Genomic DNA, 24,994 nt, shown 5'->3' with positions numbered 1-24,994 from the left:
GCGTGCTCAACTCGCCTGAAGGATGCTGCCCATGCCCCGCCCCGCTCTGCCGGCCACAGACGAAATTTCCTTCGCCAGCCCGCCGGTCAACGCCGAGCGCCTGCTGCAAATGATCAGCGAAGAGTATGACGCCCTGCCGCGCCAGCTCAAACGCGTGGCCAGCTACATCAGCCAGCAGAGCGAGCGAATCATGGTCGAGCGCATCAGCGACATCGCCCGCGAGTGCGAAGTGCATCCGTCAGCCATTGTGCGTTTCTCGCAACGTTTCGGTTTCAGCGGATTCAGCGAAATGCAGGCGCTGTTCCGCCAGGCCTGGACGCACAAAACCACGCCAGCGCAAAACTATCAGCAACGCATCCGTAGCCTGATCGCCAACAACTCGCAGACCGCCAACAGCGGCGACCTGGCCCGCGAATGCATCGACGCAACGCTCTCGGGCATCGAACGCTTGGGCCGCGAACTGGACGAGGTGGCGTTCGATACAGCCGTCGATCTCATCGTCAATGCCGACGACATCTATGTGGTCGGAGTCCGCCGTTCGTTCGCCGTCGCCGATTATCTGGTTTACAACTTGCAACATACGCAGAAACGCATTCATCTGGTTTCCGGCATCGGCGGCAGCTATCGCGAGCAAATGCGCAGCGTGCGCGCCAACGACCTGGTCATCGCCATCAGTTTTGTGCCCTACGCCAAGGAAACCCAACACTGCCTGCGGTTCGCACAGCAGCAAGACGCCAATGCCCTGATCATCACCGACAGCCCTCTTTCGCCACTGGCGAAACTTGCCAACAGCGTGTTGCTGGTCAATGAAGGCAGTGCGCTGGCCTTTCGTTCGCTGAGTGCGACGCTGTGTTTGTGCCAGGCGCTGTTTGTGGCTGTGGCCTATCGGCTGGAACTGAATGTCGATGAGATTCACGAACAACCCGGATTCGACGACTGACAATTGCCTCTCGCTCGGCTAGGTTATGCGTTCCCACCGGTTCGACTTGAAGGAACGCGTCATGAAACTGATCGGCATGCTCGACTCCCCCTACGTGCGCCGCGTAGCAATCTCCGCCAAATGCCTGGGGATTGACCTCGAACACGAGTCGGTCTCGGTGTTCCGCCACTTCGAGCAGTTCCAGCAGATCAACCCGGTGGTCAAAGCGCCCACGCTGATCCTCGACGACGGCGTGGTCCTGATGGACTCGACCCTCATCCTCGATTACCTCGAAGCCAGCTGCGGCAAAAGCCTGCTGCCAAGCGATCTCAAACAACGCGCTCAAGCCCTGCGCCTGATCGGCCTCAGTCTCGCCGCCTGCGAAAAAGCCGTGCAGCTTTACTACGAACGCAACCTGCGCCCGGCCGACATTCAATATCAGCCGTGGGTCGAACGCGTCGAAGGCCAGCTCGCCGCCGCGTTTACCGCACTGGAAAAAGAACTTGAACACAGTGACTTGCCTGTCGACGGCTCCCTCGCCCAGACCGGCATAAGCCTGGCGGTTGCCTGGAGCTTCACCGAACTCGTCGTACCCGATCAGATCGACGCAACACGCTTTGCGCGTATCGCCGAGTACACCGCCTACGCAGAAGGCACCGATGCGTTCATCAGCACACCGATGAACTGATCATGAGCTCCAACGACACCGCCGCCCCGGCGTTAAAGGAAATCTTCAACGCCGAGCGCTTGCAGCACATCGCTGACGAAATGAGCGCGGTGTACCCGGCGTTCAAGGCCAGGACGTTTCTCAAACATGCCCAGGACGGACTCGCTGAACTATCAGTGATGCAGCGCATGGCGCGTGTCAGCGAAAGCCTGCATGCCGTGCTGCCGCTGGACTACGAAGATTCCCTCGAAGTGCTGTTCGAACTCGCGCCACGGCTGAACAGCGGCTTCGTCAGCATGTGCCTCCCACACTACGTCGCGAGCTACGGCGCCCATGCGTTCGACACCTCAATGGACGCGCTGAAGTACTTCACCACCTTCGGCTCCTCCGAATTCGCCATCCGCTACTTTTTGCGCAGCGACCTCAAGCGCTCGCTGGAACGAATGCACGAGTGGACCCGAGACGAAAACCACCACGTCCGCCGCCTAGCCAGCGAAGGCAGCCGCCCTCGCCTGCCGTGGTCGTTTCGCCTGGAAGCGGTGCAGGCGGATCCGCTGCTGGCCGCCGGGATACTGGATCGGTTGAAGGCGGACGAGAGCTTGTACGTGCGCAAGTCGGTGGCGAATCATTTGAATGACGTGACGAAGGTGCATCCGGAGTGGGTGCTGGACACGATTGAAAGTTGGTCGCTGGACAACAAGCACACGGCCTGGATTGCCAAGCATGCGCTGCGCAGTTTGATCAAACAGGGGGATTTGCGCGCGTTGACGGTGATTGGCGCAGGGGCGAAGGCTGAGGTTGAGTTGTTGGATGTGCGGGTCGAGCCGGCGGTGGTGAGGTTGGGGGAAGCGATTACTTTGTCGTTTACGGTGAAATCCATGGTGGCGCACGAGCAAAGGCTGGTGATTGATTATGCGATTGAGTATGTGAAGGCGAATGGCGGGGTTTCGAGGAAGGTTTTCAAGTTGAAGACTCTGGGATTAGCGGGGTTCGGGACTGAGGTAGTGCGACGGAATCAAGTCATCAAGGATTTTACGACGCGCAAGCATTTTGCCGGGCGACATGGGGTGCAGGTGATGGTTAATGGGGAGGTGTTGGGGAGTGCGGCGTTTGAGGTTTTGATTTGAGGCGTGAGTTGTTTATTCACCAAAAGAGCCGGTAGCGGATCAGTTCACTGGCAGCCGTGCATCGATATTGAGCGCGGCGGCACAGTGGACGACTCACGGCTTCAGCGCTTACCAACTTCCGTACGGGATGCCGAATTTCTCGATATAGCGCTTGGACTTTTCGCTGACGGGATAGGCGTAGCGACCACCGTTTTTCCCAAGCTCCGGCCCTAGCGGCTCAATCTCGCCTTGCGCTCGAGCAACCTTTATCGGTCGATGACATGAGTCTCTCACCCACGCCTGAACAACACCGCCCGGAGCAAGTCCCAAGTAAACAGAGGCCATGAAGCGTGCTGTCCTGTCAGGTCTCTCGGGGCACCGTTGACTGGTAGAAGTCACCATTATCTGTCTGGCATTCTCTGGAATATCCACCCACGCTTGCCACGTTTTCTGTTCAACGATTGATTGCCAGCGAACATAGATACGAATGGGTAGATCGGCCCCCACCACTCTTTTACCGCTGCCCCCCACCCCTGTCCAGCCGCGAGCAGAGTCAGTACCGTTTTCAGGCTCTCCGCCCGCAGCAGTCCCTCCACCGGTTCTAAAGAAAACTCTGCCGGTTATGTCCTGCACCGAACTGTCCTCCACCCATACCTTCATGTAATCGGGCTCAGTGAAAGCCAGCTCCCACCAATTCGACTTCGGATCGCTATTGGCTGAGAGCAGATCAGAAGACTGGCAACCCGTTATGCATACGCCAAGTAGCAGGGCGACAAATAATTTCATTACCAAAGAGTCCAGTCAGGTACGTGAGGATGCTGCACGCGAATCGCGTCTGCGGTGGGCGCATTGATATAGACGGCGCGGACTCCGCTGCCGTCTCTTCTTCCAAGAGGGTGATTCCAATTTGCGGACATGTGAATGTATTTCAACTTCAGCAGGTTCTCCTCTTGCTGAGTTGTGGTGTAGTCACCTGCGACAAATCGGTCGCACAACGCCTGAAGCTCTGACGGGACCGCCAAAGCAGCCGTGGCTGGAATATCATCGAAGCGAACCCCCTTCTCTTTTGCCAAGCTATGCATCACCCGAAGATATACCCTCGACAACAACCCGCTTACGGGACGTTTGAGTTGCAGAGCTGCATAAACGCGCTTTCTACGGGGACTGAGCCGGTCCTGTTGATCCACGGGCAGGAGAAGCGCGTCCGGCGTAACAATTTCCAGCAGATCTTCGGGCCACCCCCTTGAGATCCACTCATTTTTAATGACCATGGCATCGCGGTAGATCGACGTAGTAGATACATCGGTAAACTTCGAGACCTCAAGCGTTTGCATTGGACTGACGAGTACACATTCTTCAATGTCATCGCGGTAACCGCCGCCGATGTCGGAATGCCCCCCTGGAAGAATGACTTCCAAGTGGTCGGCTTTAACGCGACTCAATGCAAAATTAGCGCGATATTCGTCCCGCGCCGACAGCTGAACGACGTCAGTAAAAAACCGCCGGTCGAGGTAGAGCTTGATACCCGTGGCCACAGGACTTTTAACGTTGCCAAAATTCGACCAGCCAGCAACCGACGGCACAGTGTCGAACAGCCCGATGAATCCCATGTTGATGCTGCCTTGGTACTGATCGATGAAGGTGCGACTAAAGTCGCTCGCATTGTTGCGCAATACATCTCCGAGTGGCCCTTGTTTTCCGCGGACTACTGCATTGGCAAAATGCCTCGCGGCAGCTGCGCCGCGACTAAATCCGAACGTATCGAAAGTCAGCGAGGTAATTTCACTGTTTGGATTTTCGTTAATTACATCTTCAATACGCGATTTGATCTCGCTAAATGATTGTTGGACACGACCCGCTATACCCGTGTCTCCGCGGCCCGTGCCCGCTCCGAATGTACTGTCCTCTTCTCCCGATTGAGTGCCAATCCCCTCTATGTACACCCTGCGAAACGCCCGCTTGTGCGAGCCGTCTCCTTCGGCTTTCTGAGGTGCGAAGTACAGTTCACTCAGTTTGTAAACGTTGGTTGTTTCATTGGCATAGCTACTATCTGGATTGCGCATGTAGGGCTTGCAACTGGCATCGATATCCTCAGGCGCAATCGGATGCTGAGCGCCACACAACAACCCCGCAGCAGAGTTGTTCGCATTGTTGCCCGTGCCATCAAAGAACACCCCGATCCTCAACGCAATCCCGATTTTCTCAGGTTCGCGCGCGGGCTCTTTCCCATGCTTCTCATACTCGGCCCAATGCTGGGCGTGTATGTCGACGGGTTTGGCTTCTTCGTAGCGATAGTTTTTCGGCGGGTTTGGAACGTAGCCACTCAATCCTTGATTCCTTCTGATCCTTGAAGAACGGCCAGAAGGGTGACAGCCGGGAGGGGGCGGTGCAAGCCGTGGCGGTGTGCCAGCCACGGAGCGTCAGTGCGAGCAGGCTCACTCCCAAAAAGGTATGAGCCTGGCTGGGGATGGCGGGTCAAATCGACCGCTGATTCACCCGCGCCATCAACTGTTCAGCGCTTTCCTTGCGCTCGGAATAGCGGTCCACCAGGTGCGCCTGCTGCCCACGCAGCAGCACGGTGAACTTGACCAGTTCTTCCATCACATCCACCACACGATCGTAAAACGGCGAAGGTTTCATCCGCCCTTCTTCGTCGAACTCCATATAGGCCTTCGGCACCGAGGATTGGTTGGGGATGGTGAACATGCGCATCCAGCGGCCGAGGACGCGTAGTTGGTTGACCACGTTGAACGACTGCGAGCCGCCGCAGACTTGCATCACCGCCAGGGTTTTGCCTTGGGTCGGGCGCACAGCGCCGAGTTCGAGTGGGATCCAGTCGATCTGTGCTTTGAACACGGCGGACATCGCGCCGTGGCGTTCTGGCGAGCACCAGACCTGGCCTTCCGACCACAACACCAGATCGCGCAATTCCTGCACCTTGGGATGGTCGACCGGGACGTCGTCGGGCAATGGCAAACCGGATGGGTTGAAGATCCGCGTTTCGGCGCCGAAGTGTTCGAGCAGGCGCGCGGCCTCTTCCACCAACAAGCGGCTGAAGGAGCGTTCACGGGTCGAGCCGTAGAGAAGAAGGATGCGCGGTTTGTGTTCGCCGACATTCGATGGCTTAACAGCGTCGAACAGACTTGCGTCGAGGTTGGGCAGATGGTCTGACATGAAGCCTCCTTACAGCGTGCCGATGCGGTCGAGTTCGGCTTTCAGTTGCTCGCGACTGAGCGAGTGAAACGGCAGATCGAGGAACGCTTGGCAGCGTTCACCGATGCGCATCAGAGTGGCTTGGAATGCCCCGTCGATTGCCGCTTCGTCGCCCTGCACTTCGGACGGATCTTCCAGTCCCCAATGCGTTTTCAGTGCCGGACCGAAATACACCGGACAGGTTTCGCCGGCGGCTTTGTCGCAGACAGTGATGACGATATCCGGCGGGTTGTTTGCGAAGGCATCGTTGCCTTTGCTGTACAACCCGTCGATGGCGATACCGTGCTTTTGCAACGTCGACAGGCTGCGCGGCAGAACCTGGCCTTTGGGAAAACTGCCGGCACTCACCGCTTGGAAACCAGCGGGAGCCAGGTGATTGAACATGGCTTCGGAAAGAATGCTGCGGCAGCTATTGGCCGTGCACATGAACAGGACTCGCATCGATGCGCTCCGTAGATAGTGGAAGATTCAGCAGCAGGCGCGTTCGCGCACGGGACGGCCATCCATGTTTTGCAGGCGCGCGGCGTTGTCCTTGAGCCAATCGGCATTGGCCTTGGATGTCAGCTGAAGGATTTCGCCGATCCATGCCGGCAGTTCCGGATTGAGGCGGTAATACACCCACTGGCCCTGACGGCGGTCGAGCAGCAAACCGTTACTGCGCAGTTGCGCGAGATGGCGGCTGATTTTCGGCTGGCTGTCGCCGAGCGCACACATCAACTCGCAAACGCAGAGTTCACCTTGCTCGGCGATGAGCAGGATGGCGCGGACGCGGGTTTCATCGGCGAGGCTTTTGAAGACTTCGGTGGGGGTGATCATGGTGATCGGCTCGCCATATGCGGGAAATCGAATATACGGATATCCATATATTTATCAACCCGTGAAAGCAGCCACGGTGAATAACCGTGTGGGAGCGAGCCTGCTCGCGGAAGCGGTGGGTCCGTCAGCATCGATGTTGCTGAAAGACTGCCTTCGCGAGCAGGCTCGCTCCCACAGGGGGATTTGGATGCGGCAGGTTTAACCGCGCAACAGGCCCTGCTCGGCCTCACACAACCCCACCACATAATCCCAGACCACTCGCAGCCGCACCGATTTATGCAGCTCCCGGCGGGTACTGATCCAGTAGCTGCGCTCGATGCTTTCATCCGGCAACAGTGCCACCAGATCCGGGTCGGACGCGGCCATGTAGCACGGCAGCACGGCGATGCCCAATCCCGAGCGCGCCGCTTCCTGTTGGGCAATGACGCTGGTGCTGTGAAACACCACGCGCGGGCTGCGGCAGAAGCTGTTGAGGAACATCAGTTCCTGACTGAACAGCAGGTCGTCAACGTAACCGATCCACGCATGCCGGCCCAGGTCTTCGCGGCTGTGCAGTGGCGGTGCGTTGTCGAGGTAGGTTTGGCTGGCGTAAAGCGCGAGCCGATAGTCAGTGAGCTTGCGCGTGACCAGCATGTCGGCGGACGGCCGTTCGAGGTGGATGCTGATCTCCGCTTCACGGTTGAGGATGCTGACAAAGCGCGGCACGGCGACCAGTTCCACTTCCAGCCCCGGATAACGCTCGAACAAGCCAATCATGCGACTGGCGAGAAACTTAATGCCGAGGCCTTCGGTGACGCCGACGCGGATCTTGCCCAGCGGCGCGGTGGACTGGGTGATTTCTTCCTGCGCCAGCAGCGCGACGTTTTCCATCGCCTCGGCGTGCTTGAGCAAGGCCTCCCCCGCCGGGGTCATTTCATAGCCTTGGGCGTGCTGGACGAACAGCGCCGTGCCGAGGCTTTTCTCGATCGATTCAATATGCCGCGCCACCGTCGCGTGGGTGGTATTGAGACGGCGCGCGGCAGTGAGCAGGCGGCCGCTGCGTTGCAGCTCGAGAAAAAAGCGCAGGTCGTTCCAGTCGAACATGGCAGGTCCTTGTCAGCTATCGTCACTTCGGGCTGTTTGAAAACACACAGCGGCTGCGCAAAAACTAACATTCTTTTAACGAAAGCTAACAACTAGAGTGTCCGACAATAAAAACAAAAAGCGAGGTCAGGGCATGCACACGTCCCTGGATGAATTCGACTACATCGTGGTCGGCGCCGGCCCCGCCGGTTGCTTGCTGGCCAACCGGCTCTCAGCGGATCCCCAGCAGCGGGTGTTGCTGCTCGAAGCCGGCGGACGCGACAACTACGCCTGGATTCATATTCCTGTGGGTTACCTGTTCTGCATCGGTAACCCGCGCACCGACTGGTGCTTCAAAACCGAACAACAACCGGGCCTCAATGGCCGCGCGCTGAGTTATCCGCGCGGCAAGGTGCTGGGCGGCTGTTCGTCGATCAACGGCATGATCTACATGCGCGGCCAGGCCGGCGACTATGACGGCTGGGCGGCAGCGGGCAATCCGGGCTGGGCCTGGAAAGACGTGCTGCCGCTGTTCAAACAGAGCGAAAACCACTTTGCCGGCGGCGCTGAATTTCATGGCGATCAGGGTGAATGGCGGGTCGAGCAGCAGCGCCTGTCGTGGCCGATTCTGGATGCCTTTCGCAGCGCTGCCGAGCAAAGCGGCATCGCCAGCATCAATGACTTCAACCAGGGCGACAACGAGGGCTGCGGCTACTTTCAGGTCAACCAGAAAGCCGGGGTGCGCTGGAACGCGGCCAAGGCCTTTTTGAAACCGCTGCGCAGCCGGGCGAACCTGACCGTGCTGACCGGCGTCGAGGTTGATCGTGTCTTGCTGGAGAATGGCCGCGCGGCGAAAGTCAGCGCGCAGCATGAAGGCCAGACCAGACAGTTCAAGGCGCGCAAGGAGATTGTTTTGTGCGCCGGCTCTGTCGGCTCGCCGAGCATTCTGCAGCGCTCCGGGATCGGTCCGCGGCCGCTGCTCGAACGCTTAGGGATAGGCGTGATTCATGAGCTGCCGGGGGTCGGCGGCAACCTGCAGGATCACCTGCAACTGCGCCTGATCTACAAGCTGGAAAACGCCCGCACCCTGAACCAGATCGCCGGCAGCGTGTGGGGCAAGATGGGCATGGGCCTGCGTTATCTGTACGACCGCAGCGGGCCGTTGTCGATGGCGCCGAGCCAGTTGGGCGCGTTTGCCCGCTCCGGTCCCGAGCAAACCTCGGCGAACCTGCAATATCACGTGCAGCCGCTGTCGCTGGAGCGCTTTGGCGAGCCGCTGCACAGCTTCCCGGCGTTCACCGCCTCGGTGTGCGACCTGCGTCCGCAGAGCCGTGGGCGCATCGAGATCCGCTCCGCCGATCCGCAAGCGGCGCCGCTGATTCAGCCCAATTACCTCAGCCATCCAGAAGACCTGCGCGTCGCCGCCGATGCGATTCGCCTGACCCGGCGTATCGTCAGCGCCCCTGCCCTGCAAGCGTTCAAACCGGTGGAATACCTGCCCGGCGACAGCTTGCAAAGCGAAGAACAATTGCATGAAGCGGCGGCGAAAATCGGCACGACGATTTTCCATCCGGTCGGCACCTGTCGCATGGGCAACGACGGTGACGCAGTGGTCGATGCGCAATTGCGCGTGCATGGCGTGCCGGGTCTGCGCGTTGCCGATGCGTCGATCATGCCAAGAATTACCTCGGGCAATACCTGTTCGCCTACGCTGATGATTGCCGAGAAGGCGGCACGACTGATTTTGTCCAGACCTGCAGATATTTCCCCTGTGGGAGCGAGCCTGCTCGCGAATGCGGTAGCTCACTCAGCCTAGGAGTTGACTGGCAAAAAGCTTTCGCGAGCAGGCTCGCTCCCACAGGAATCACCACCAGACTCAGGCATCGCGCATTACCGGACACGCAACACCAGTGGAACAACAAAAACAATCACTGTGAGGGATACCGATATGTCAGAACACGTTCAGCCGCTGGACGCTGCGGGCAGCGCCGATACCAGCAACGCCACGCAGAAAGTCATCTTCGCCTCGTCACTCGGGACGGTGTTCGAGTGGTATGACTTCTTCCTCTACGGCGCCCTCGCGGCGGTGATCAGCAAGCAGTTCTTCGCCGGGGTCAACGACACCACGGCATTCATCTTCGCGCTCATGGCGTTCGCCGCCGGCTTCATCGTACGGCCGTTCGGCGCGTTGGTGTTCGGCCGCCTGGGCGACATGATCGGGCGCAAATACACCTTTCTGGCGACGATCATTCTGATGGGCGTGGCGACGTTCTGCGTCGGCCTGCTGCCGACCTACGCCAGCATCGGCATCGCCGCGCCGATCATTCTGGTGGTGCTGCGCATGCTTCAGGGCCTGGCGCTCGGTGGCGAATACGGTGGCGCGGCGACCTACGTGGCCGAGCACGCGCCCATCGGCAAACGCGGCTTCCACACCAGCTGGATTCAATCCACCGCGACCCTCGGCCTGCTGCTCTCGCTGCTGGTAGTGCTCGGTTGCCGCTACTTCACCGGCGACCAGTTTGAAGTCTGGGGCTGGCGCATTCCTTTCCTGCTGTCGATCGTGCTGCTGGGTATTTCCACCTGGATTCGCCTGAGCCTGCACGAGTCGCCGGCCTACCTGAAAATGAAGGAAGAAGGCAAAACCTCGAAGGCGCCGATCCGCGAATCCTTCGGCAAATGGGAAAACCTCAAAGTCGTGCTGATCGCGCTGTTCAGCATCAACGCCGGGCAAGCGGTGACCTTTTACGCTGCGCAGTTCTATGTGCTGTTCTTCCTCACCCAGTTCCTGAAAATGGACCCGGCGGTGGCCAACAGTCTGCTGATCATCAGCGTGGTGATCGGCGCGCCGTTCTTCATCTTTTTCGGCTGGCTGTCGGACAAGGTCGGACGCAAACCCGTGCTGATGCTCGGCCTGCTGCTGGCGACCGCGCTGTACTTTCCGATCTTCAAATCCCTGGCCCATTACGCCAACCCGGCAATCGATCAGGCCAGCCGTCAGGCGCCGATCACCGTCCTCGCCGACCCCGCCACTTGCACCTTCCAGTTCGATCCGGTGGGCAAGGCCAAATTCGACAGCCCCTGCGACAAGGTCAAGACCTTCCTGGTCAAACAAGGCCTGCCCTACTCCAGCGTCGCAGCACCTGCGGGCAGCGCCGTGCAAGTGAGTGTCGGCGACGTGAAGCTGGATGGTTTCGATGAGGCGGCACTGCGCGGCGCGATCACCCTCGCCGGCTACCCGCAACAAGCCGATATGCAGCAGATCAACAAACCGATGATCGTCGCCCTGATCGTCGCGCTGATCATCATCTCCGCCATGTGCTACGGCCCGCTGGCGGCGCTGATGGTCGAACTGTTCCCGACGCGCATTCGCTACACCTCGATGTCGCTGCCCTATCACATCGGCAACGGCTGGTTCGGCGGCTTCCTGCCCACCGTGTCGTTTGCGCTGGTGGTGTATACCGGGGATATTTTCTACGGGCTGTGGTATCCGGTGCTGATCACCGGGGTGAGCCTGGTGGTGGGGATGATCTGTCTGCGTGAGACGAAGAATATCGATCTGGACAAGAACTGAGCGTCGTCATCGAATCCGCTTCTGGCCAGCCCTGAAGCGGATTACTGCCTTGAGATTGAATGTTCGACAGAATGATGGCACTTACCTATCATGCCGGCGCATTCGGCATGGCCCCAGTGCCACAACCCGAGCGCATCGGCCCCAACGACATCCAATCATCCTAAGGAACAGGATATGGCGAACAATTCACCCTCCCCACAAACACCCTCCAGCTCCCCTGCAACTGACGCTCCCCCTAAAGGAGAAAAGATCTTGGCCTGGTTCGGTCAAGTCATCCTCCCGTTGGTACTCGGCTCGTTTCTCTTCACCGGCATCCTCGAAGGCTACAAAAGTACGTTAGGCGAGAAGAAAGACATCATCGACAGCTACTATCGCCCCATGCGTGCGCTGCAAGCCTCCTGCTCCAGCCAGCACCACCAATTGGTCAGCAAATACAGCCAACTCGCAGCTAACTACCAACTGCAATTCAACGAACTGGCGCATATGCAAGGCCATCCCGAAGTGAATACCCTGGCTGGTTACGACGCAATCCCCAAGGCGATCTGGACTCGCACCGAGGAACTGGCCAAGGCCACTCCGGAACTCGCTCGCGCCGTGTCCCAGTGCAGCACTGAGCTCTACATCAAATATGAAGAACTGGCACTGGTGACCGGTACCTACACAAAGTTCAAGGAGCTGGCCAAGACACGAGATGAGAAACACGCGGATATCAACCGCAGGCTGCAGCAAAGCAAGGATTCATTGACCGCTCCCGTCCAGGCAGAAGACATGATGGGGTTGGCGCGCAAGCTGGTGTCCACGCCATTCGAAAAAACAGAAGAGCAGCAAAAGCTGCTCGACGAAATAAAGGTTTATGCCGAACCAACCGTCAAGGCCTATGAGCTGATAGGAGCAGCCGAAAGCGAGACATTCGATAACGAGCGAGACTTTTTCTGGGCCACACATGATCTGTTTGCCGAAGAGATCAGCGCCAGGCAATCCAAAGGCTTCCTCAGCTATTTTTTCTGACCCGAACTTTGAAGGAGTATCGCCATGTTCAACGATAAACGTGTCGGCATTTCCTGCCCGGCATTGCAGGCAATCGAGCCAGTACTGAACAGCTGGATAAACTGCACGCAGCGCTACATTGATGTTTGGGAAGGTGGTGATTTGCCCTACTGGTACAACGAGCAGGCCAACGTGAGCATTCTCGCCGGAGCCGCCTGGAAAGCCGACTGGACCGCCATCGAGGAATACCAGATCATCAAGATCGCTACCGAGGCGGACGAAAAGACCTCAGTGATCGGCTGCAACGATTTGTACATTGCCGATGACAAAAACGGTTATTGCATCGAAGCCAAGATCGCTTACGTGCCAATTGATGATCTGACGGCCGCCCGCGACCGGATACTGGGCAAATGCAAACTGGCGACCTTTGAGGCCGGCCGGCTTGACTACGACGAGCCTAAAGTCGGCGCCGTATTTATCGCGCCCTATTCGCTCGCCAAACCGGCAAGCATTGAGCAGATCGAGGCCTTCCAGACAATGCTCCTGGCATTGCCCAACGATGCGCTCGCCTGGGTCTGCCCAACAGACGCACAGAAAACTCCCAGCCATGACAACAAGCGGTACCCGATGGTGGCGCTACTTTTGTTAAATGGCTGACTCGGCAAGATTGCCCGCTGGCGTATGAAGTACGTCAGCGGCATCAGCCTTCAGCCTTGATCACCTCGAATTTCACTTGATCCGGATAAAACGCCACGTACTCGCGGATCGGTTCAACCGAGACCTTCGGGTTTTCATAAGTCCACACCGCGTTGGCACCCTCATGTCCGGGCACTTGCAGGCTGAAATAGTTGGCGTCGCCCTTGTACGGGCAATAGCTGGTGTGGTCGGTGCGGGCGAAGTATTTTTCGTCGATGTCTTCGCGGGGGATGTAATAGACCGGCGGGTAGTTGGCTTCGTTGAGGATCATCGCGTGAGAGGACGCGGCGACCTGGATGCCGTGGAACTTCACCAGCAGGCAGCCGGCAAGTTGTTCCAGGCTGATCACGGGACTGGGGCTTTTCATGAGGTTCTCCTGAGCACAGCGAAGAGACCGGTTCAGGTATAGCTGATGGTTGCGCAGCTCGACTGGATTACGGCCGAACGGCTAAACCTCCTGCAACGCTTTTATCTGTATATCCATACAGATAAAAGTTGCTCCCGCCGCGAACTCCCGCCATTCTGTGCCCTCTCCACACACCAACCAGCGATGGTAGCTATGCGGCTGTACCTCTGTGAAAAACCTTCCCAGGCCAAAGATATTGCGGCCGTGCTCGGCGCCAAACGGCGCGGCGACGGCTGCTGGTTGGGGACGGACGTCACAGTGACCTGGTGCATCGGCCATTTGCTCGAAACAGCGCCGCCGGACGCCTACGACGCGCGCTACAAGCGCTGGGTACTGGCCGATCTGCCGATCATTCCCGACAAATGGAAAATGACCGTCAAGCCGCGCACCGCCAGCCAGTACAAAGCGGTAAAGCGTCTGCTTGGCGAGGCCAGCGAACTGATCATCGCCACCGACGCCGACCGCGAGGGCGAGATGATCGCCCGGGAACTGGTCGAGCACTGCCGCTATCGCGGGCCGATCCGCCGCTTGTGGCTGTCGGCGCTGGACGAGGCATCGATTCGCAAGGCCTTGGCCGCGCTGAAACCGGGAGCCGAAACCTTCAGCCTGTATCACTCGGCGCTGGGCCGTTCACGCGCGGACTGGCTGATCGGCATGAACATGAGTCGACTGTTCACCTTGTTGGGCCGGCAGTCGGGTTATCAGGGCGTGCTGCCTGTGGGCCGAGTGCAGACGCCCACCCTGCGACTGGTGGTCGACCGCGACCGCAGCATCGCCGATTTCGTCCCCGTACCGTTCTGGGCAATCGACGTGGATTTGCTGCACAACGGCACGACGTTTAGCGCGCAATGGCGCGCACCAGCGGATGCTTGTGATGATCAGGATCGCTGCCTGAATCAGGCGTTGGCGCAGCAAGCGGCAGCGGCGATCAACAGTGCAGCCAGCGCCCGAGTGATCAAGCTGAAAACCGAGCGCATGCGTGAAGTGGCACCACTGCCCTTCGATCTCGGCACCTTGCAGGAAGTCTGCTCGAAAAAGCTTGGCCTCGGTGCGCAGGAAACCCTCGACATCGCTCAAGCCCTGTATGAAACCTACAAAGTCATCACCTATCCGCGCAGTGACTGCGGCTTTCTGCCATTGAGCCAGCACAGTGAGGCGCCATCGATCCTCACAGCGTTGCGTCAGGCCGATCCGAGCCTTGAACCTTTGCAGAGGCATCTCGAACCGCAGCGGCGCTCGCGGGCCTGGAATGACGCGAAGGTCAGCGCTCACCACGGCATCATTCCCACCATCGCCGCGAAGAACCTCGAACGTCTGACCGGCAAGCATCGCGCGGTGTACACGCTGATTCGCGCGCGCTACCTGGCGCAGTTCCTGCCCAATTACGAATATGATCGCACCCAGGCCGATTTCGATTGCAGCGGGCAGGCGTTGCGCGCGGTGGGCAAGCAGATCATCGAAGCGGGCTGGAAGCGCGCATTGCCCGAAGCACTGGCACCGGCCAGGGGCCGCGAAGCACCAGCACCGCAAACCTTGCCGGCTCTGAGCCAAGGCGTCGAATGCGCTGTGGCGAAGGTGAATCTCAAGGACCTTTGGACGCAGCCGCCAAAACCCTACACCGAAGGCGATCTGATCAAGGCGATGAAGAACGTCGCCAAACTGGTCGAGGATCCGCTGCTCAAACAGAAACTCAAGGACACCACCGGCATCGGCACGGAAGCTACCCGCGCATCGATCATCCAAGGGCTGCTGGATCGTGGTTATCTGGTGAAGAACGGCAAGGCGCTGGCGGCGACACCTGCGGCATTCAGCCTGATCGATGCAGTGCCGCGGGCGATCGCCGATCCTGGCACTACGGCGATCTGGGAACAGGCGCTGGACATGGTGCAGAGCGGCGAGATGAGTCTGGAAGAATTCGTCACCAAACAGGCTGCGTGGATGAGCAAGCAGGTCAGCCGCTGCTCAGCTCTCAGCCTGACCATCAGCGGCCCGCCGCCAGCCGGCAAAGTCGCAGCGCCGTGGAAGAAAAAGCGCAAGTCGACGACCAGCAAAACCGCCGGTACGCGCAAACGCACGGCGCGTCCGACGACTCGCTGAATCCCTCGCGGTTCCCTTCTCTACGTTGCTGAAACGGATCTTTTCTCATTCCAAAACAGCTTTGTCCGACAATATGTAGTGCTTGAAAATAATCACTACAAAACCGTTGACGGCATCGTTTTGCTTTTGCATGATGAAGACGTTCCCCGATCGGGAGCACTGGTAACACGCTTGAGCAAACTCGTCTGACCGCCGAGTTGTTTTTTCCGGATACACGCTGCCCACAAGGCAGATTGAAGAAGCTGACCTGGCCTGAACGTCCAGTACAAGGACGAGAAGCGCTGGCGAAAATTCTCAAGACGCTTGTGGCCGACACTGGATTGTCGTCAAGGAGCCTCCCGGTTTTCGCTGCTTCTCCTCGTTGTGACGCTATTGCGTAGCAGTTATTCAACACGACTACATGCAACAGATGCATGACCCCGTACTTCATACGGGCGAGCGCTGACGTCCTGGTTTCGGTGCCAGGGATCAACTAACCGATGGGCTACCTGTATTAGCGAATCAACTTTGAAAGATCACCAGACTGGTCAAGGGGCATAACAATGAATCTGAACAATCAACCCACCATCGAAGAACTGGCGCGTATGTTCGCGGCGCAGAAAGACAGCCACGACAGCCATATTCTCTGGATCAGCAAGTCGGGCCAGGTACACATCGACTGCCTGTCGCCCCATGCTGGCGAGGAAGAGTTCGACCGCAACCACCAGAACCTGCTGGCCCGCCTGAAGATGTACCGCCGCGGCCACGGTTATGTCGGCAAGAAGGCTGCGGCCGACAAGGACTTCATTGGAAGTGTGCTGCAGACGCTGAAACAGGCGTGGGATTCGATGCAGAATCAGAATGAAGTTCGGGTGATTGATCGGTTGTATTGAATAACGCTTCAGTAAAAAAGGGCCTGCTTCGATAAGAAGCAGGCCTTGTTACATCCGGAACTCACCCTGCAACTTTGTGGGAGCGAGCCTGCTCGCGAATGCAGTCTTCAGGCGCAAACATCAGTGTCTGACACAGCACATTCGCGAGCAGGCTCGCTCCCACAGGTCTTGTTCATGTCGTACGCGTTTGCAGAACAAGATCAACAAACGCCAACGCCGCCGCACTGTGATAATTATTTCTTCGCCGCAACAACGCCGCGCCACGCTGTGGCGCCTCCCCTTCGACCCGCAAGCGGCGCAACGCGCGGTCTTCGCTGGCAATCGCCTCGGGCAGCATTGTCGCCAGCGGCGCATGCCGCACCACTTCCAGCAGCGTACTCACCGAATTCACTTCAATCCGCACCTGCGGCGTAATCCCGTGCTCACGGAAATACTCATCCACCAATAACCGCGTAATGAAGCCCGGCGCCAGCAAGGCGAAGTCCATTGAAGCCAATTCCGTCGACGTCAACACCGAAGGGCTGTCATAGAGCGGATGCCCAGGCCCGACCATGATCCCCAGCGTCTCGGTAAACGCCGGTATGCATTCGATATCGGCATTGCGCACCGGGGTAAACGCGATCGCGACATCCAGCGAGTCATCCGCCAGCCCTGCCTCGATGTCGTCCATCGACAGTTCGAACACTTCCAGATGAATCCCGGGAAACAGTGCCCCATAGTCGCGCACCAGTGGCCCGACCAGATACGCCATGAACGTCGGCGTCATCGCCAGGCGCAGGGTGCCGCGGGACAAGTCCTTCACGTCGTGCAAGGCGCGCTGCCCGGCCTCCAGCTCCACCAGCACGCGCCGCGCGCACTCGATGTAAGCCACGCCGGCATCCGTCGGCTTCACCGTGCGTGAGGTGCGATCGAACAGGCTCACGCCGAGGGTCTCTTCCAGTTGCCGGATCTGTTGCGACAGGGTCGGCTGCGACACGTGCAGCGCTTCGGCGGCGCGGGTGAAGCCACCGTGATCGGCAACGGCGAGCAAATAACGCAAATGTCGCAACAGCATGAGGGCACCATTTATAGGCAGGGCTTATGCGAAGCATTGTATATCGGTCTTGGACGCTATGAATCGACCGGCGCAACATTGCTTCCACACACAGCAAGCCAACCCCTGAAAGGAGTGACACCATGCAACAGTCCCACGCCTACAACGACAACAGCCTGGCCCTGACCACCCGCGTTCTCGACGCCAAGGCGAAAAAAGATCTGTCGTGGCAGGATCTGGCTGACGGCACCGGCCTCAGCCTGGCCTACGTCACCGCCGCCCTGCTCGGCCAGCATCCGCTGCCAGAAAACGCTGCTCAAGTGGTCGGCGACAAGCTTGACCTCAGCGCAGATGACGTCGCCGCTGTGCAGATCATTCCTTTGCGCGGCAGCCTCAGCGGCGTGCCAACCGATCCGACCATCTACCGTTTTTACGAAATGATCCAGATCTACGGCACCACGCTGAAAGCACTGGTTCATGAACAGTTCGGTGACGGCATCATCAGCGCGATCAACTTCAAACTGGACATCAAAAAAGTCGAAGACCCGGAAGGCGGCTCCCGCGCCGTGGTGACCCTCGACGGCAAGTTCCTGCCGCTGCGTCCGTTCTGATACGCCCGGCCCGCACCCTGCGTGCGGGCCATCTCATTTCTGCCACGAGGACACGCCCATGAAAGCCCTGATCGACGGCTTCCTGAAATTCCAGAACGAAGCCTTCCCGCAACGCAGCGAACTGTTCAAACATCTGGCCACGACTCAGCAACCCGGCACGCTGTTCATCACCTGTTCCGACAGTCGCGTGGTGCCTGAGCTGCTGACCCAGCAAGAGCCCGGCGAACTGTTCGTGATCCGTAACGCCGGCAATATCGTGCCTTCCTACAGCCCGCATCCGGGCGGGGTATCGGCGACAGTGGAGTATGCGGTGGCGGTACTGGGGGTGACCGATATCGTGATTTGCGGCCACTCCGATTGCGGCGCAATGACGGCGATTGCCCAGTGCAAATGCATGGATCACCTGCCCGCCGTCAGCGGCTGGCTGCAGCATGCCGAGTCGGCGAAGGTGATGAACGAAGCGCGCGTGCATGGCAGCGACGCGGCGAAATTGAGCTCGATGGTGCGCGAGAACGTGATTGCGCAACTGGCAAATATTCAAACTCATCCGAGTGTGCGCCTGGCGCAGGAGCAAGGGCGGCTGAATCTGCATGGCTGGGTGTATGACATCGAGACCGGCTCGATCGACGCGCTGTCGGCCGACCGCCGCACGTTTGTGCCGCTGGTCGAGCAACCTGAGACTTGCGCGATCAGCGCGCAAGCCAGCCACGCTGCCTGACTCCCCACCGTGATCGTTCCCACGCTCTGCGTGGGAATGCCTCAAGGGACGCTCTGCGTCCAGTGACGCGGAGCGTCACGGGCTGCATTCCCACGCGGAGCGTGGGAACGATCAACAGATCAGCGTTTCACCGTGAGATCAACCTGAGTCATCCGGCTACGCACGGTAAACACGCCATCGCCGGAAAGAATGGCACTGCGCGCAAACAGGCGCCCGCTCTCCCAATTCGAAAGGCCCAGTTCCGGCTTGTTCAACGCGTACTGGCCATCGACCCAACGGGTGATGCCGTTGCCCACGAACGGCGCATTCACCGCGTTGTAGAAGCGTTCCTGAACCGCCGCCGCCTCGCTGATCAACGACACGGTGAATTGCGGGCTGTAGCGGTTGAAGAGCGCAATCGCCTGATCCAGATCGTCGACAATCATCAGGCTGACTTCCGGGGTTTCTTCCCATTCCCACTCGCGGCCCAGGTCCGACTCGGGCAAAGACTCGGCCAGCGCTTCGGTCTGGTAACCCTCGGCGCGATAAACCTCGACTGTTGCGTTCTGCCATTCGCTTGGCAGGCAACTTTCACTGCCCGCGACGATGTGCAATTTGCAGCCTTGGCCGCGCGCAGTACCGGCGTCTTTCAAAGCTTCGAGGAACAGCGGCACCAGCTCATCGGCGCGTTCGCGCTGAATCAGGCAGACGTTCAGGGTGTTGCAGACCTTGCGGTCAAGCGAGTTGCGCACCACCGCCGCGAAGCGTGTGGCATCGGCATCACGGTCGGCGATCAGCCACGCACCGCCGGTGCCGTGCAGGCTGACGGCGGTACCGGCCTGCTGGGCAATGCTGCCCAACTGGCTGACCGCACGGCCCGAGCCGCGCGCCACCGCCAGCGACAGACGCCGATCGGCAAACATCGCCCAACCGGCAGCATGATTGACACTTTCGACCAACGACACCGCGCCAACCGGCAAGCCGGCTTCGGCCAGTGCCGGGTTCAAGGCGTGAGTGACGATGGCTTGCGCAGTGCCCAACGCATCGCTGCCGATGCGCAGCACAGCCGTATTACCGGTGCGCAACACTCCGGCGGCGTCGGCAAATACGTTGGGTCGGCCTTCGAAGACAAACGCGACGATGCCCAGCGGCGAGACCACTTGCTCAACCTTCCAGCCATCGTGCTCGACACTGCTGATCACTTTGCCCCGGGTCGGTGGCGCATCACGCCAGGCGCGCAGCCCGGCGATCATGTCGCGGCGCATGCGCTCATCGGCGAGCAAGCGTGTGGTCGAGCGGCCGCGCGCCTTGGCTCGCTCGATGTCGGCGCGGTTGGCGGCTTCGATCTGCGTCCAGCATTCAGGACTTTCCAGGCGCTGAGCGAACAGATCGAAAAACTGGCTGATGGCTTCATCGGAGACCGCCGACAACGCTGTGAATGCCGCAGCCGCACGCTCGATTGCCACCGAGGCGGCCTGTTGATCGGCCACGGGGATCAGCAACAACTCGCCACTGACCTGCTCGACCAGCAGATGGTCACCGGGCTGAAACCGCGCGGCCAGCTCGGGGCTGACCACGGTGACGCGGTTACCAGCGAAAGGGATCGGCGTGCCAGCGACTAGACGTTCGAGCGCAAGAGACATGAAGCGGATTCACCATGCAGAGGGCGGCCGAAAAATGTATAGAACACGATCCTGCAAAGCAACACTGCACCCGGTGGGAGCGAGCCTGCTCGCGAAAGCGGCCAGTGAGACGACATCGATGCTGAATGTACCGGCCTCTTCGCGAGCAGGCTCGCTCCCACACTGGAAATCGTGGTGTGTCTTCAGAACACCGACCAGCCAATCCGCGAGCTCAGCAGTTCCAGCGCCGCCATCCCCGCCAGCGAGTTGCCGGCGGCATTCAACTCCGGCGACCACACGCACACGCTGAACTGCCCCGGCACCACCGCAACGATGCCGCCGCCGACGCCGCTCTTGCCCGGCAGGCCGACGCGATAAGCGAAGTTGCCCGCCTCGTCATACAGACCGCTGGTGGCCATGATCGAGTTGACCTGTTGGGTCTGGCGGCGCGTCAGGATCTGCTCGCCGCTGTGCTTGCAGAACCCGTCATTGGCCAGAAAGCAGAACGCCCGGGCCAGATCGATGCAATTCATCCGCAGCGCGCAATGGCTGAAATAGCTGCGCAACACCGCTTCGACATCGTTGTGAAAGTTGCCGAAAGACTGCATCAAATACGCCATCGCCGCATTGCGCGCGCGGTGCTGGTATTCGGAGTCGGCGACCTTGCCGTCGATCATGATTTGCGGGTTGCCGGACAGACGCCGGACGAAGTCGCGCATCGACAGTGTCGGCGCGGCGAAGCGCGACTGGTTGATGTCGCAGATCACCAGCGCACCGGCATTGATGAACGGATTGCGCGGGCGGCCGCGCTCGAATTCCAGTTGCACCAGCGAGTTGAACGGCTGGCCAGAAGGCTCGTGGCCAAGCCGTTCCCAGATCGCTTCGCCGGAGTGATCGATGGCCTGCACCAGGCTGAATACCTTGGAAATACTCTGCACCGAGAACGGCGTTTCAGCGTCGCCGGCGCAATACATTTCGCCGTCGTTACTGTACACGGCGATGCCCAACTGGTTGGCCGGCACCGTGCCGAGGGCGGGAATATAGTCAGCAACTTTGCCCTGCCCGATCAGGGGCCGGACGGCGTCAAGGATCTCGTTCAACAGCGCTTGCATGCCGGGTTCCGAAAGTCTCGCCCCATGGGATCGCGGGGACACTGGGGCTAGACGCTGCGCCCGCCGGTCGCATCACACCGGCAAGCATCAGGCAGAATGTTCTAGGCTGAAGCGGACCATTAGACACGGGAGAGCACCATGCAACTCGAAGGCTCCTGCCATTGCGGCGAAGTCACGTTCAGCCTCGACAGCGCCCATCCTTATCCCTATCAACGCTGCTATTGCTCGATCTGCCGCAAGACCCAGGGCGGTGGCGGTTATGCGATCAACCTTGGCGGCGACGCGACCACTCTCAAGGTTCGCGGACGCAAAAACATCAGCATCTATCACGCGAAGATGAAAGCTGACGGCGATAAACGCGCCCATCGCAGCAGCGCCGAGCGCCACTTCTGCTCACTGTGCGGCAGCGGCCTGTGGCTGTTCAGCCCGGAGTGGCCAGAGCTGATTCATCCATTCGCCTCGGCGATCGATACGCCGCTGCCGGTGCCGCCGGAACACACGCACCTGATGCTTGGCTCGAAAGCGCCCTGGGTTGAAGTCGAGGCGAAGCCGAATGATCAGCAGTTCGATGAATATCCCGAAGAATCGATCGCCCAGTGGCATGAGCGACTCGGCGTGACTCGCTGAACACCGCGCCCTTCGCGAGCAGGCTCGCTGCCACATTTGGATTGCGATCACCTGTGGGAGCGAGCCTGCTCGCGAAGGGGCCGGGTCAGGCAATATCAATCAGTCCAGATGCGCCCAGGTCATCCTGAACAACGCCCCGCCCCACACCGATTCGCCAACCTCAACCTGCCCGCCATGGGACTGCGACACCCGCCGCACCAACGCCAGGCCCAATCCAAAACCGCCAGTGCGCCGATCCCGGCTGGCGTCCAGTCGGGAAAACGGTTCGAAGATTTTCTCCCGTCCCTCCAGCGGCACACCCGGGCCGTCATCGCTGACCCGTACTTCATAGTCATCGCCATTGCGCAGCAGCGACACCTCGACACGCTGTTCGGCATAGCGAATGGCATTGCGCAAAAGGTTGATCACCGCCCGCGCCATGAAGCGCGGTTCGATGCTTACCGTGTCGACCTGGCAACCGGCGATCGACAACTGCACGCCCACTGCTTCGGCCTCAAGCGCCACACTGCCGACGACGCTGTCTAGCCAATCGGCCGCGTGAATATTCTCCCGTTTGATCACTGTCGCGCCGTGCTCGAGGCTGGCGTAGGTCAGCAGCTCCGAGACCATCTCCTCCAGCTCACCAAGGTCGGCATACATGTCGGCGATCAGCTCGCGATTCTCGCTGGCGTCCGGTAGCTGTTTGAGCTGATCAAGTTCGAACGACAGCCGCGCAATCGGTGTGCGCAATTCGTGAGACACCGCGTTGGTCAGTTCGCGCTGGTTGGCGATCAAGCCTTCGATGCGCGCCGCCATCAGATTGAAGTGCTCGGCCAGATCGCGGATGTTCGAGCGCCGCGACAACTGAATGCGCACCGACAGATCGTTGTCGCCGAAACGCTCGGCCGCCAGCCGCAGCTTTTCCAGGTCGCGCCAGTGTGGACGCACCCAAAAAAACAGAACGATGCCGATCAACACCGCGAGCATCATGTACGCCGCGGTGATGTAGAACGGCATCAGGCTCGGCTCTGGCGGCAGCTTGATGCTGAGCAACTGCGAGCCGCCATCGATGTTGCTGATGAACTGCGTGTAATCGTCGCGGATCACCAACAGGTTCCGCGCGAGCTCGGCTTTTTCCTGCGGTGTGAGGGCCAGTTGATCGGCCTCGACCAGACTCAGCGACAGACCGTAATGCGCACGCAATGAATCGAGTTTCTGTTCACGCTCGGCGCCCTGGCGGCCTTGCAGATGATCGACCAGCGACCATGCCTGACCACGCACGGCTTCACGGTTGTAATCCTGCGTCTGGCTGTCGAGCAACGCATTGAAGGTGTGCTCGACCGCCTGCAAGGCCAGCACCAGACCCACCGTCATCACCAGAAACAGGCCGAGGAACAAGCGCAGCATCTACAGCTCCCACGCGAACGGATTGAACAGATAGCCCTTGCCCCACACGGTCTTGATGCACACCGGCTCGCGAGGGTTGTCCTTGAGTTTGTTGCGCAATTTGCTGATGTAGACGTCGACGCTACGGTTGAGGCCGTCGAAGGCAATGCCGCGCATGCGATTGAGAATGTCATCGCGGGAAAGAATCTTGCCTGCCGCGCTGGCAAGCAACCAGAGCAATTCGAACTCCATGGTGGTCAGCTCGATCAGCTCACCGGTCAGGCGCACTTCCCGGCAACTGCGATCGATGCTCAATTGCCCGAACTCGAGGAAACTGACGACGCTGGTATCCGGCGTCTGCCGCCGTTGCAACGCCCGCAGCCGCGCGAGCAATACCGGCGGTTTGATCGGTTTGATCACGTAATCGTCAGCGCCGGACTCCAGACCGAGAATGTGATCGAGATCGTCTTCCTTGGCCGTGAGGATCACGATCGGCGTGTCCGAAACACTGCGAATTTCCCGGCAGACCTGCAAACCGCTCTGCCCCGGCAACATCAGGTCGAGCACCAGCACTTTCGGCTTGAATTCCAGGAATGCAGCCATAGCCAGATCACCGCGATGCACCGTGCGCACCTCGTAGCCGTGTTGTTCTAGAAAGTGTGCGATCAGTGCGGCGAGACGCTCATCGTCTTCGACCAGCAGAACTTTGCCGAAACCCAGGTTATCCATAACAACCGTTGCCAAGCCAAACGTGGAAGGGCCGATATTATGCTGGCATTCATCGAATAGGCGATGACGGCAGACAGCAAAAACCGGCCACTCGGGCCGGTTTTCGGTGATGTTTCATACTCTTAAGAGTTTTTAACAAATTCAGGCGGGCACACCGCTGTGGAAGCGGAATTCCTCGTCCGGCGATTCGATCAGTTCCTGCTCGGCCGCACGGACGCGCTCGATCACCTGCGCGACATCCTTGGCATCACCATACTGATAGGCCAGTTTCAGATAACCCTGAAAGTGCCGCGCCTCGCTTTTCAGCAAACCGAAATAGAACTTGCCCAGTTCTTCGTCCAGATGCGGCACCAATGCTTCAAAGCGTTCGCAACTGCGCGCTTCGATGAAAGCACCAACCACCAGCGTATCCACCAGTTTCACCGGTTCGTGGCTGCGCACCACCTTGCGCAGGCCCGAGGCGTAGCGGCCGGCGTGCAGCTGACGCAACTCGATCTTGCGCCGTTTCATGATGCGCATGACTTGCTCGTGGTGCACCAGTTCTTCCCGGGCCAGGCGCGACATCATGTTGATCAGGTCGACATGGGCGTGGTACTTGGCAATCAGGCTCAGCGCCGTGCTGGCGGCCTTGAACTCGCAGTTCTTGTGATCGATCAGCAGGGTTTCCTGATCGGCCAGTGCCGCCTGGACCCAGGCGTCGGGCGTGCGGCAGCCAAGGAATTCGTGGATTTCGGGAAGGATCATGGGGCTCACGGTAAAAGGTGTTCGAGCGAAGGGCGCCGATTA

25 protein-coding genes are annotated in these 24,994 nt (G+C 59.5%); 12 read left to right on the top strand and 13 right to left on the bottom strand.

The features are described from left to right. The first annotated feature begins 31 nt into the window (after positions 1–31). The 3 genes from JWU58_RS11675 to JWU58_RS11665 all read left to right on the top strand — a co-directional run bounded on the left by JWU58_RS11675 (position 32) and on the right by JWU58_RS11665 (position 2,713). The gene (locus tag JWU58_RS11675; protein ID WP_125926952.1) at positions 32–940 is read left to right on the top strand and encodes a MurR/RpiR family transcriptional regulator; all 909 of its coding nucleotides are present in this window, start codon (positions 32–34) and stop codon (positions 938–940) included. 61 nt (positions 941–1,001) lie between these two features. Beyond that, a complete protein-coding gene (locus JWU58_RS11670; RefSeq protein ID WP_206422003.1) occupies positions 1,002–1,607 on the top strand; it encodes a glutathione S-transferase in 606 nt (201 codons plus the stop codon). A 2-nt stretch (positions 1,608–1,609) separates the two neighbouring features. After that, positions 1,610–2,713 carry a DNA alkylation repair protein gene (locus JWU58_RS11665; RefSeq protein ID WP_123442239.1) on the top strand — a complete coding sequence of 368 codons (1,104 nt, stop codon included), beginning with the start codon at positions 1,610–1,612 and terminating at the stop codon, positions 2,711–2,713. A 108-nt stretch (positions 2,714–2,821) separates the two neighbouring features. Here JWU58_RS11665 and JWU58_RS11660 read toward each other — a convergent pair whose 3' ends face one another. From JWU58_RS11660 to JWU58_RS11635, 6 genes are all read right to left on the bottom strand, one after another. Then, entirely contained in the window at positions 2,822–3,478 is a 657-nt protein-coding gene (locus JWU58_RS11660; RefSeq protein WP_206422002.1) for a DUF2931 family protein, read from the bottom strand. Next, positions 3,478–5,019: a DUF2235 domain-containing protein gene (locus tag JWU58_RS11655; RefSeq protein WP_206422001.1), complete on the bottom strand. Its 1,542-nt coding sequence runs from the start codon at positions 5,017–5,019 to the stop codon at positions 3,478–3,480. Before JWU58_RS11655 ends, JWU58_RS11660 begins: the two co-directional genes overlap by 1 nt. Before the next feature lie 148 nt (positions 5,020–5,167). Beyond that, complete coding sequence (gene arsH / locus JWU58_RS11650; protein ID WP_123442236.1) at positions 5,168–5,866, bottom strand: arsenical resistance protein ArsH; 699 nt, start codon at positions 5,864–5,866, stop codon at positions 5,168–5,170. 9 nt (positions 5,867–5,875) lie between these two features. Then, entirely contained in the window at positions 5,876–6,346 is a 471-nt protein-coding gene (locus JWU58_RS11645; RefSeq protein ID WP_206422000.1) for an arsenate reductase ArsC, read from the bottom strand. A 27-nt stretch (positions 6,347–6,373) separates the two neighbouring features. Continuing rightward, the gene (locus JWU58_RS11640) at positions 6,374–6,721 is read right to left on the bottom strand and encodes a metalloregulator ArsR/SmtB family transcription factor (protein ID WP_206421999.1); all 348 of its coding nucleotides are present in this window, start codon (positions 6,719–6,721) and stop codon (positions 6,374–6,376) included. 198 nt (positions 6,722–6,919) lie between these two features. Beyond that, a complete protein-coding gene (locus tag JWU58_RS11635; RefSeq protein WP_016775104.1) occupies positions 6,920–7,804 on the bottom strand; it encodes a LysR family transcriptional regulator in 885 nt (294 codons plus the stop codon). Between the two features lie 133 nt (positions 7,805–7,937). On the opposite strand from JWU58_RS11635, the gene JWU58_RS11630 reads away from it, so the two are divergent. The 4 genes from JWU58_RS11630 (at position 7,938) to JWU58_RS11615 (ending at position 12,998) form a co-directional block, all read left to right on the top strand. After that, positions 7,938–9,599 (top strand): GMC family oxidoreductase, encoded by a 1,662-nt coding sequence (locus tag JWU58_RS11630; RefSeq protein WP_206421998.1) that lies wholly within the window; start codon positions 7,938–7,940, stop codon positions 9,597–9,599. 132 nt (positions 9,600–9,731) lie between these two features. Beyond that, complete coding sequence (locus JWU58_RS11625) at positions 9,732–11,354, top strand: MFS transporter (RefSeq protein WP_041480829.1); 1,623 nt, start codon at positions 9,732–9,734, stop codon at positions 11,352–11,354. 252 nt (positions 11,355–11,606) lie between these two features. Further along, positions 11,607–12,362, top strand: coding sequence for a hypothetical protein (locus JWU58_RS11620; protein ID WP_206421997.1), 756 nt, complete (start codon positions 11,607–11,609; stop codon positions 12,360–12,362). Positions 12,363–12,386: 24 nt separating this feature from the next. Continuing rightward, entirely contained in the window at positions 12,387–12,998 is a 612-nt protein-coding gene (locus tag JWU58_RS11615) for a hypothetical protein (protein ID WP_206421996.1), read from the top strand. A gap of 43 nt (positions 12,999–13,041) precedes the next feature. On the opposite strand, the gene JWU58_RS11610 is transcribed toward JWU58_RS11615, so the two are convergent. Continuing rightward, entirely contained in the window at positions 13,042–13,404 is a 363-nt protein-coding gene (locus JWU58_RS11610; RefSeq protein ID WP_206421995.1) for a DUF427 domain-containing protein, read from the bottom strand. A gap of 192 nt (positions 13,405–13,596) precedes the next feature. Here JWU58_RS11610 and JWU58_RS11605 point away from each other — a divergent pair, with 192 nt between their 5' ends. Next, positions 13,597–15,540, top strand: coding sequence for a DNA topoisomerase III (locus JWU58_RS11605; protein WP_206421994.1), 1,944 nt, complete (start codon positions 13,597–13,599; stop codon positions 15,538–15,540). A gap of 542 nt (positions 15,541–16,082) precedes the next feature. Continuing rightward, positions 16,083–16,412, top strand: a complete 330-nt coding sequence (locus tag JWU58_RS11600; protein WP_041480831.1) for a hypothetical protein — start codon at positions 16,083–16,085, stop codon at positions 16,410–16,412. A gap of 172 nt (positions 16,413–16,584) precedes the next feature. On the opposite strand, the gene cynR is transcribed toward JWU58_RS11600, so the two are convergent. Then, positions 16,585–17,466, bottom strand: a complete 882-nt coding sequence (gene cynR, locus JWU58_RS11595; RefSeq protein WP_206421993.1) for a transcriptional regulator CynR — start codon at positions 17,464–17,466, stop codon at positions 16,585–16,587. A 122-nt stretch (positions 17,467–17,588) separates the two neighbouring features. Here cynR and cynS point away from each other — a divergent pair, with 122 nt between their 5' ends. Beyond that, complete coding sequence (cynS, locus tag JWU58_RS11590) at positions 17,589–18,056, top strand: cyanase (protein WP_206421992.1); 468 nt, start codon at positions 17,589–17,591, stop codon at positions 18,054–18,056. 58 nt (positions 18,057–18,114) lie between these two features. Next, a complete protein-coding gene (locus JWU58_RS11585; protein ID WP_206421991.1) occupies positions 18,115–18,774 on the top strand; it encodes a carbonic anhydrase in 660 nt (219 codons plus the stop codon). Positions 18,775–18,893: 119 nt separating this feature from the next. Here the strand turns inward: JWU58_RS11585 and JWU58_RS11580 are convergent, their stop codons facing one another. Continuing rightward, complete coding sequence (locus tag JWU58_RS11580; protein ID WP_206421990.1) at positions 18,894–20,396, bottom strand: aldehyde dehydrogenase family protein; 1,503 nt, start codon at positions 20,394–20,396, stop codon at positions 18,894–18,896. A gap of 182 nt (positions 20,397–20,578) precedes the next feature. Next, positions 20,579–21,487, bottom strand: coding sequence for a glutaminase B (glsB, locus tag JWU58_RS11575; protein ID WP_024013269.1), 909 nt, complete (start codon positions 21,485–21,487; stop codon positions 20,579–20,581). Positions 21,488–21,625: 138 nt separating this feature from the next. Between glsB and JWU58_RS11570 the strand changes: the two genes are divergently transcribed. Then, on the top strand, positions 21,626–22,114 hold the full coding sequence (locus tag JWU58_RS11570) for a GFA family protein (RefSeq protein WP_123442228.1): 489 nt from the start codon (positions 21,626–21,628) through the stop codon (positions 22,112–22,114). A gap of 99 nt (positions 22,115–22,213) precedes the next feature. Here JWU58_RS11570 and JWU58_RS11565 read toward each other — a convergent pair whose 3' ends face one another. From JWU58_RS11565 to JWU58_RS11555, 3 genes are all read right to left on the bottom strand, one after another. Continuing rightward, positions 22,214–23,500, bottom strand: a complete 1,287-nt coding sequence (locus JWU58_RS11565; RefSeq protein WP_206421989.1) for an ATP-binding protein — start codon at positions 23,498–23,500, stop codon at positions 22,214–22,216. Continuing rightward, positions 23,501–24,208, bottom strand: coding sequence for a response regulator (locus tag JWU58_RS11560; RefSeq protein ID WP_016775114.1), 708 nt, complete (start codon positions 24,206–24,208; stop codon positions 23,501–23,503). Positions 24,209–24,349: 141 nt separating this feature from the next. Next, positions 24,350–24,952 carry a MiaE family protein gene (locus JWU58_RS11555; protein ID WP_016775115.1) on the bottom strand — a complete coding sequence of 201 codons (603 nt, stop codon included), beginning with the start codon at positions 24,950–24,952 and terminating at the stop codon, positions 24,350–24,352. Positions 24,953–24,994: the final 42 nt, after the last annotated feature.

Source organism: Pseudomonas atacamensis, assembly GCF_017167965.1.
Lineage (GTDB): Bacteria > Pseudomonadota > Gammaproteobacteria > Pseudomonadales > Pseudomonadaceae > Aquipseudomonas > Aquipseudomonas atacamensis.
Note: the sequence above shows the minus strand (reverse complement) of the source record. Positions and strands in the feature narration are given on the sequence as shown.

Bases quoted from the DNA above. Each gene is read 5' to 3' on its own strand.
- JWU58_RS11675 (WP_125926952.1), top strand. From the start codon at position 32: ATGCCCCGCCCCGCTCTGCCGGCCACAGACGAAATTTCCTTCGCCAGC.
- JWU58_RS11565 (WP_206421989.1), bottom strand. From the start codon at position 23,500: ATGCTGCGCTTGTTCCTCGGCCTGTTTCTGGTGATGACGGTGGGTCTG.
- JWU58_RS11625 (WP_041480829.1), top strand. From the start codon at position 9,732: ATGTCAGAACACGTTCAGCCGCTGGACGCTGCGGGCAGCGCCGATACC.
- JWU58_RS11640 (WP_206421999.1), bottom strand. From the start codon at position 6,721: ATGATCACCCCCACCGAAGTCTTCAAAAGCCTCGCCGATGAAACCCGC.
- JWU58_RS11570 (WP_123442228.1), top strand. From the start codon at position 21,626: ATGCAACTCGAAGGCTCCTGCCATTGCGGCGAAGTCACGTTCAGCCTC.
- arsH (WP_123442236.1), bottom strand. From the start codon at position 5,866: ATGTCAGACCATCTGCCCAACCTCGACGCAAGTCTGTTCGACGCTGTT.
- JWU58_RS11610 (WP_206421995.1), bottom strand. From the start codon at position 13,404: ATGAAAAGCCCCAGTCCCGTGATCAGCCTGGAACAACTTGCCGGCTGC.
- JWU58_RS11645 (WP_206422000.1), bottom strand. From the start codon at position 6,346: ATGCGAGTCCTGTTCATGTGCACGGCCAATAGCTGCCGCAGCATTCTT.
- JWU58_RS11605 (WP_206421994.1), top strand. From the start codon at position 13,597: ATGCGGCTGTACCTCTGTGAAAAACCTTCCCAGGCCAAAGATATTGCG.
- cynR (WP_206421993.1), bottom strand. From the start codon at position 17,466: ATGCTGTTGCGACATTTGCGTTATTTGCTCGCCGTTGCCGATCACGGT.
- JWU58_RS11555 (WP_016775115.1), bottom strand. From the start codon at position 24,952: ATGATCCTTCCCGAAATCCACGAATTCCTTGGCTGCCGCACGCCCGAC.
- glsB (WP_024013269.1), bottom strand. From the start codon at position 21,487: ATGCAAGCGCTGTTGAACGAGATCCTTGACGCCGTCCGGCCCCTGATC.
- JWU58_RS11670 (WP_206422003.1), top strand. From the start codon at position 1,002: ATGAAACTGATCGGCATGCTCGACTCCCCCTACGTGCGCCGCGTAGCA.
- JWU58_RS11635 (WP_016775104.1), bottom strand. From the start codon at position 7,804: ATGTTCGACTGGAACGACCTGCGCTTTTTTCTCGAGCTGCAACGCAGC.
- JWU58_RS11660 (WP_206422002.1), bottom strand. From the start codon at position 3,478: ATGAAATTATTTGTCGCCCTGCTACTTGGCGTATGCATAACGGGTTGC.
- JWU58_RS11665 (WP_123442239.1), top strand. From the start codon at position 1,610: ATGAGCTCCAACGACACCGCCGCCCCGGCGTTAAAGGAAATCTTCAAC.
- JWU58_RS11560 (WP_016775114.1), bottom strand. From the start codon at position 24,208: ATGGATAACCTGGGTTTCGGCAAAGTTCTGCTGGTCGAAGACGATGAG.
- JWU58_RS11600 (WP_041480831.1), top strand. From the start codon at position 16,083: ATGAATCTGAACAATCAACCCACCATCGAAGAACTGGCGCGTATGTTC.
- JWU58_RS11615 (WP_206421996.1), top strand. From the start codon at position 12,387: ATGTTCAACGATAAACGTGTCGGCATTTCCTGCCCGGCATTGCAGGCA.
- JWU58_RS11585 (WP_206421991.1), top strand. From the start codon at position 18,115: ATGAAAGCCCTGATCGACGGCTTCCTGAAATTCCAGAACGAAGCCTTC.
- cynS (WP_206421992.1), top strand. From the start codon at position 17,589: ATGCAACAGTCCCACGCCTACAACGACAACAGCCTGGCCCTGACCACC.
- JWU58_RS11630 (WP_206421998.1), top strand. From the start codon at position 7,938: ATGCACACGTCCCTGGATGAATTCGACTACATCGTGGTCGGCGCCGGC.
- JWU58_RS11580 (WP_206421990.1), bottom strand. From the start codon at position 20,396: ATGTCTCTTGCGCTCGAACGTCTAGTCGCTGGCACGCCGATCCCTTTC.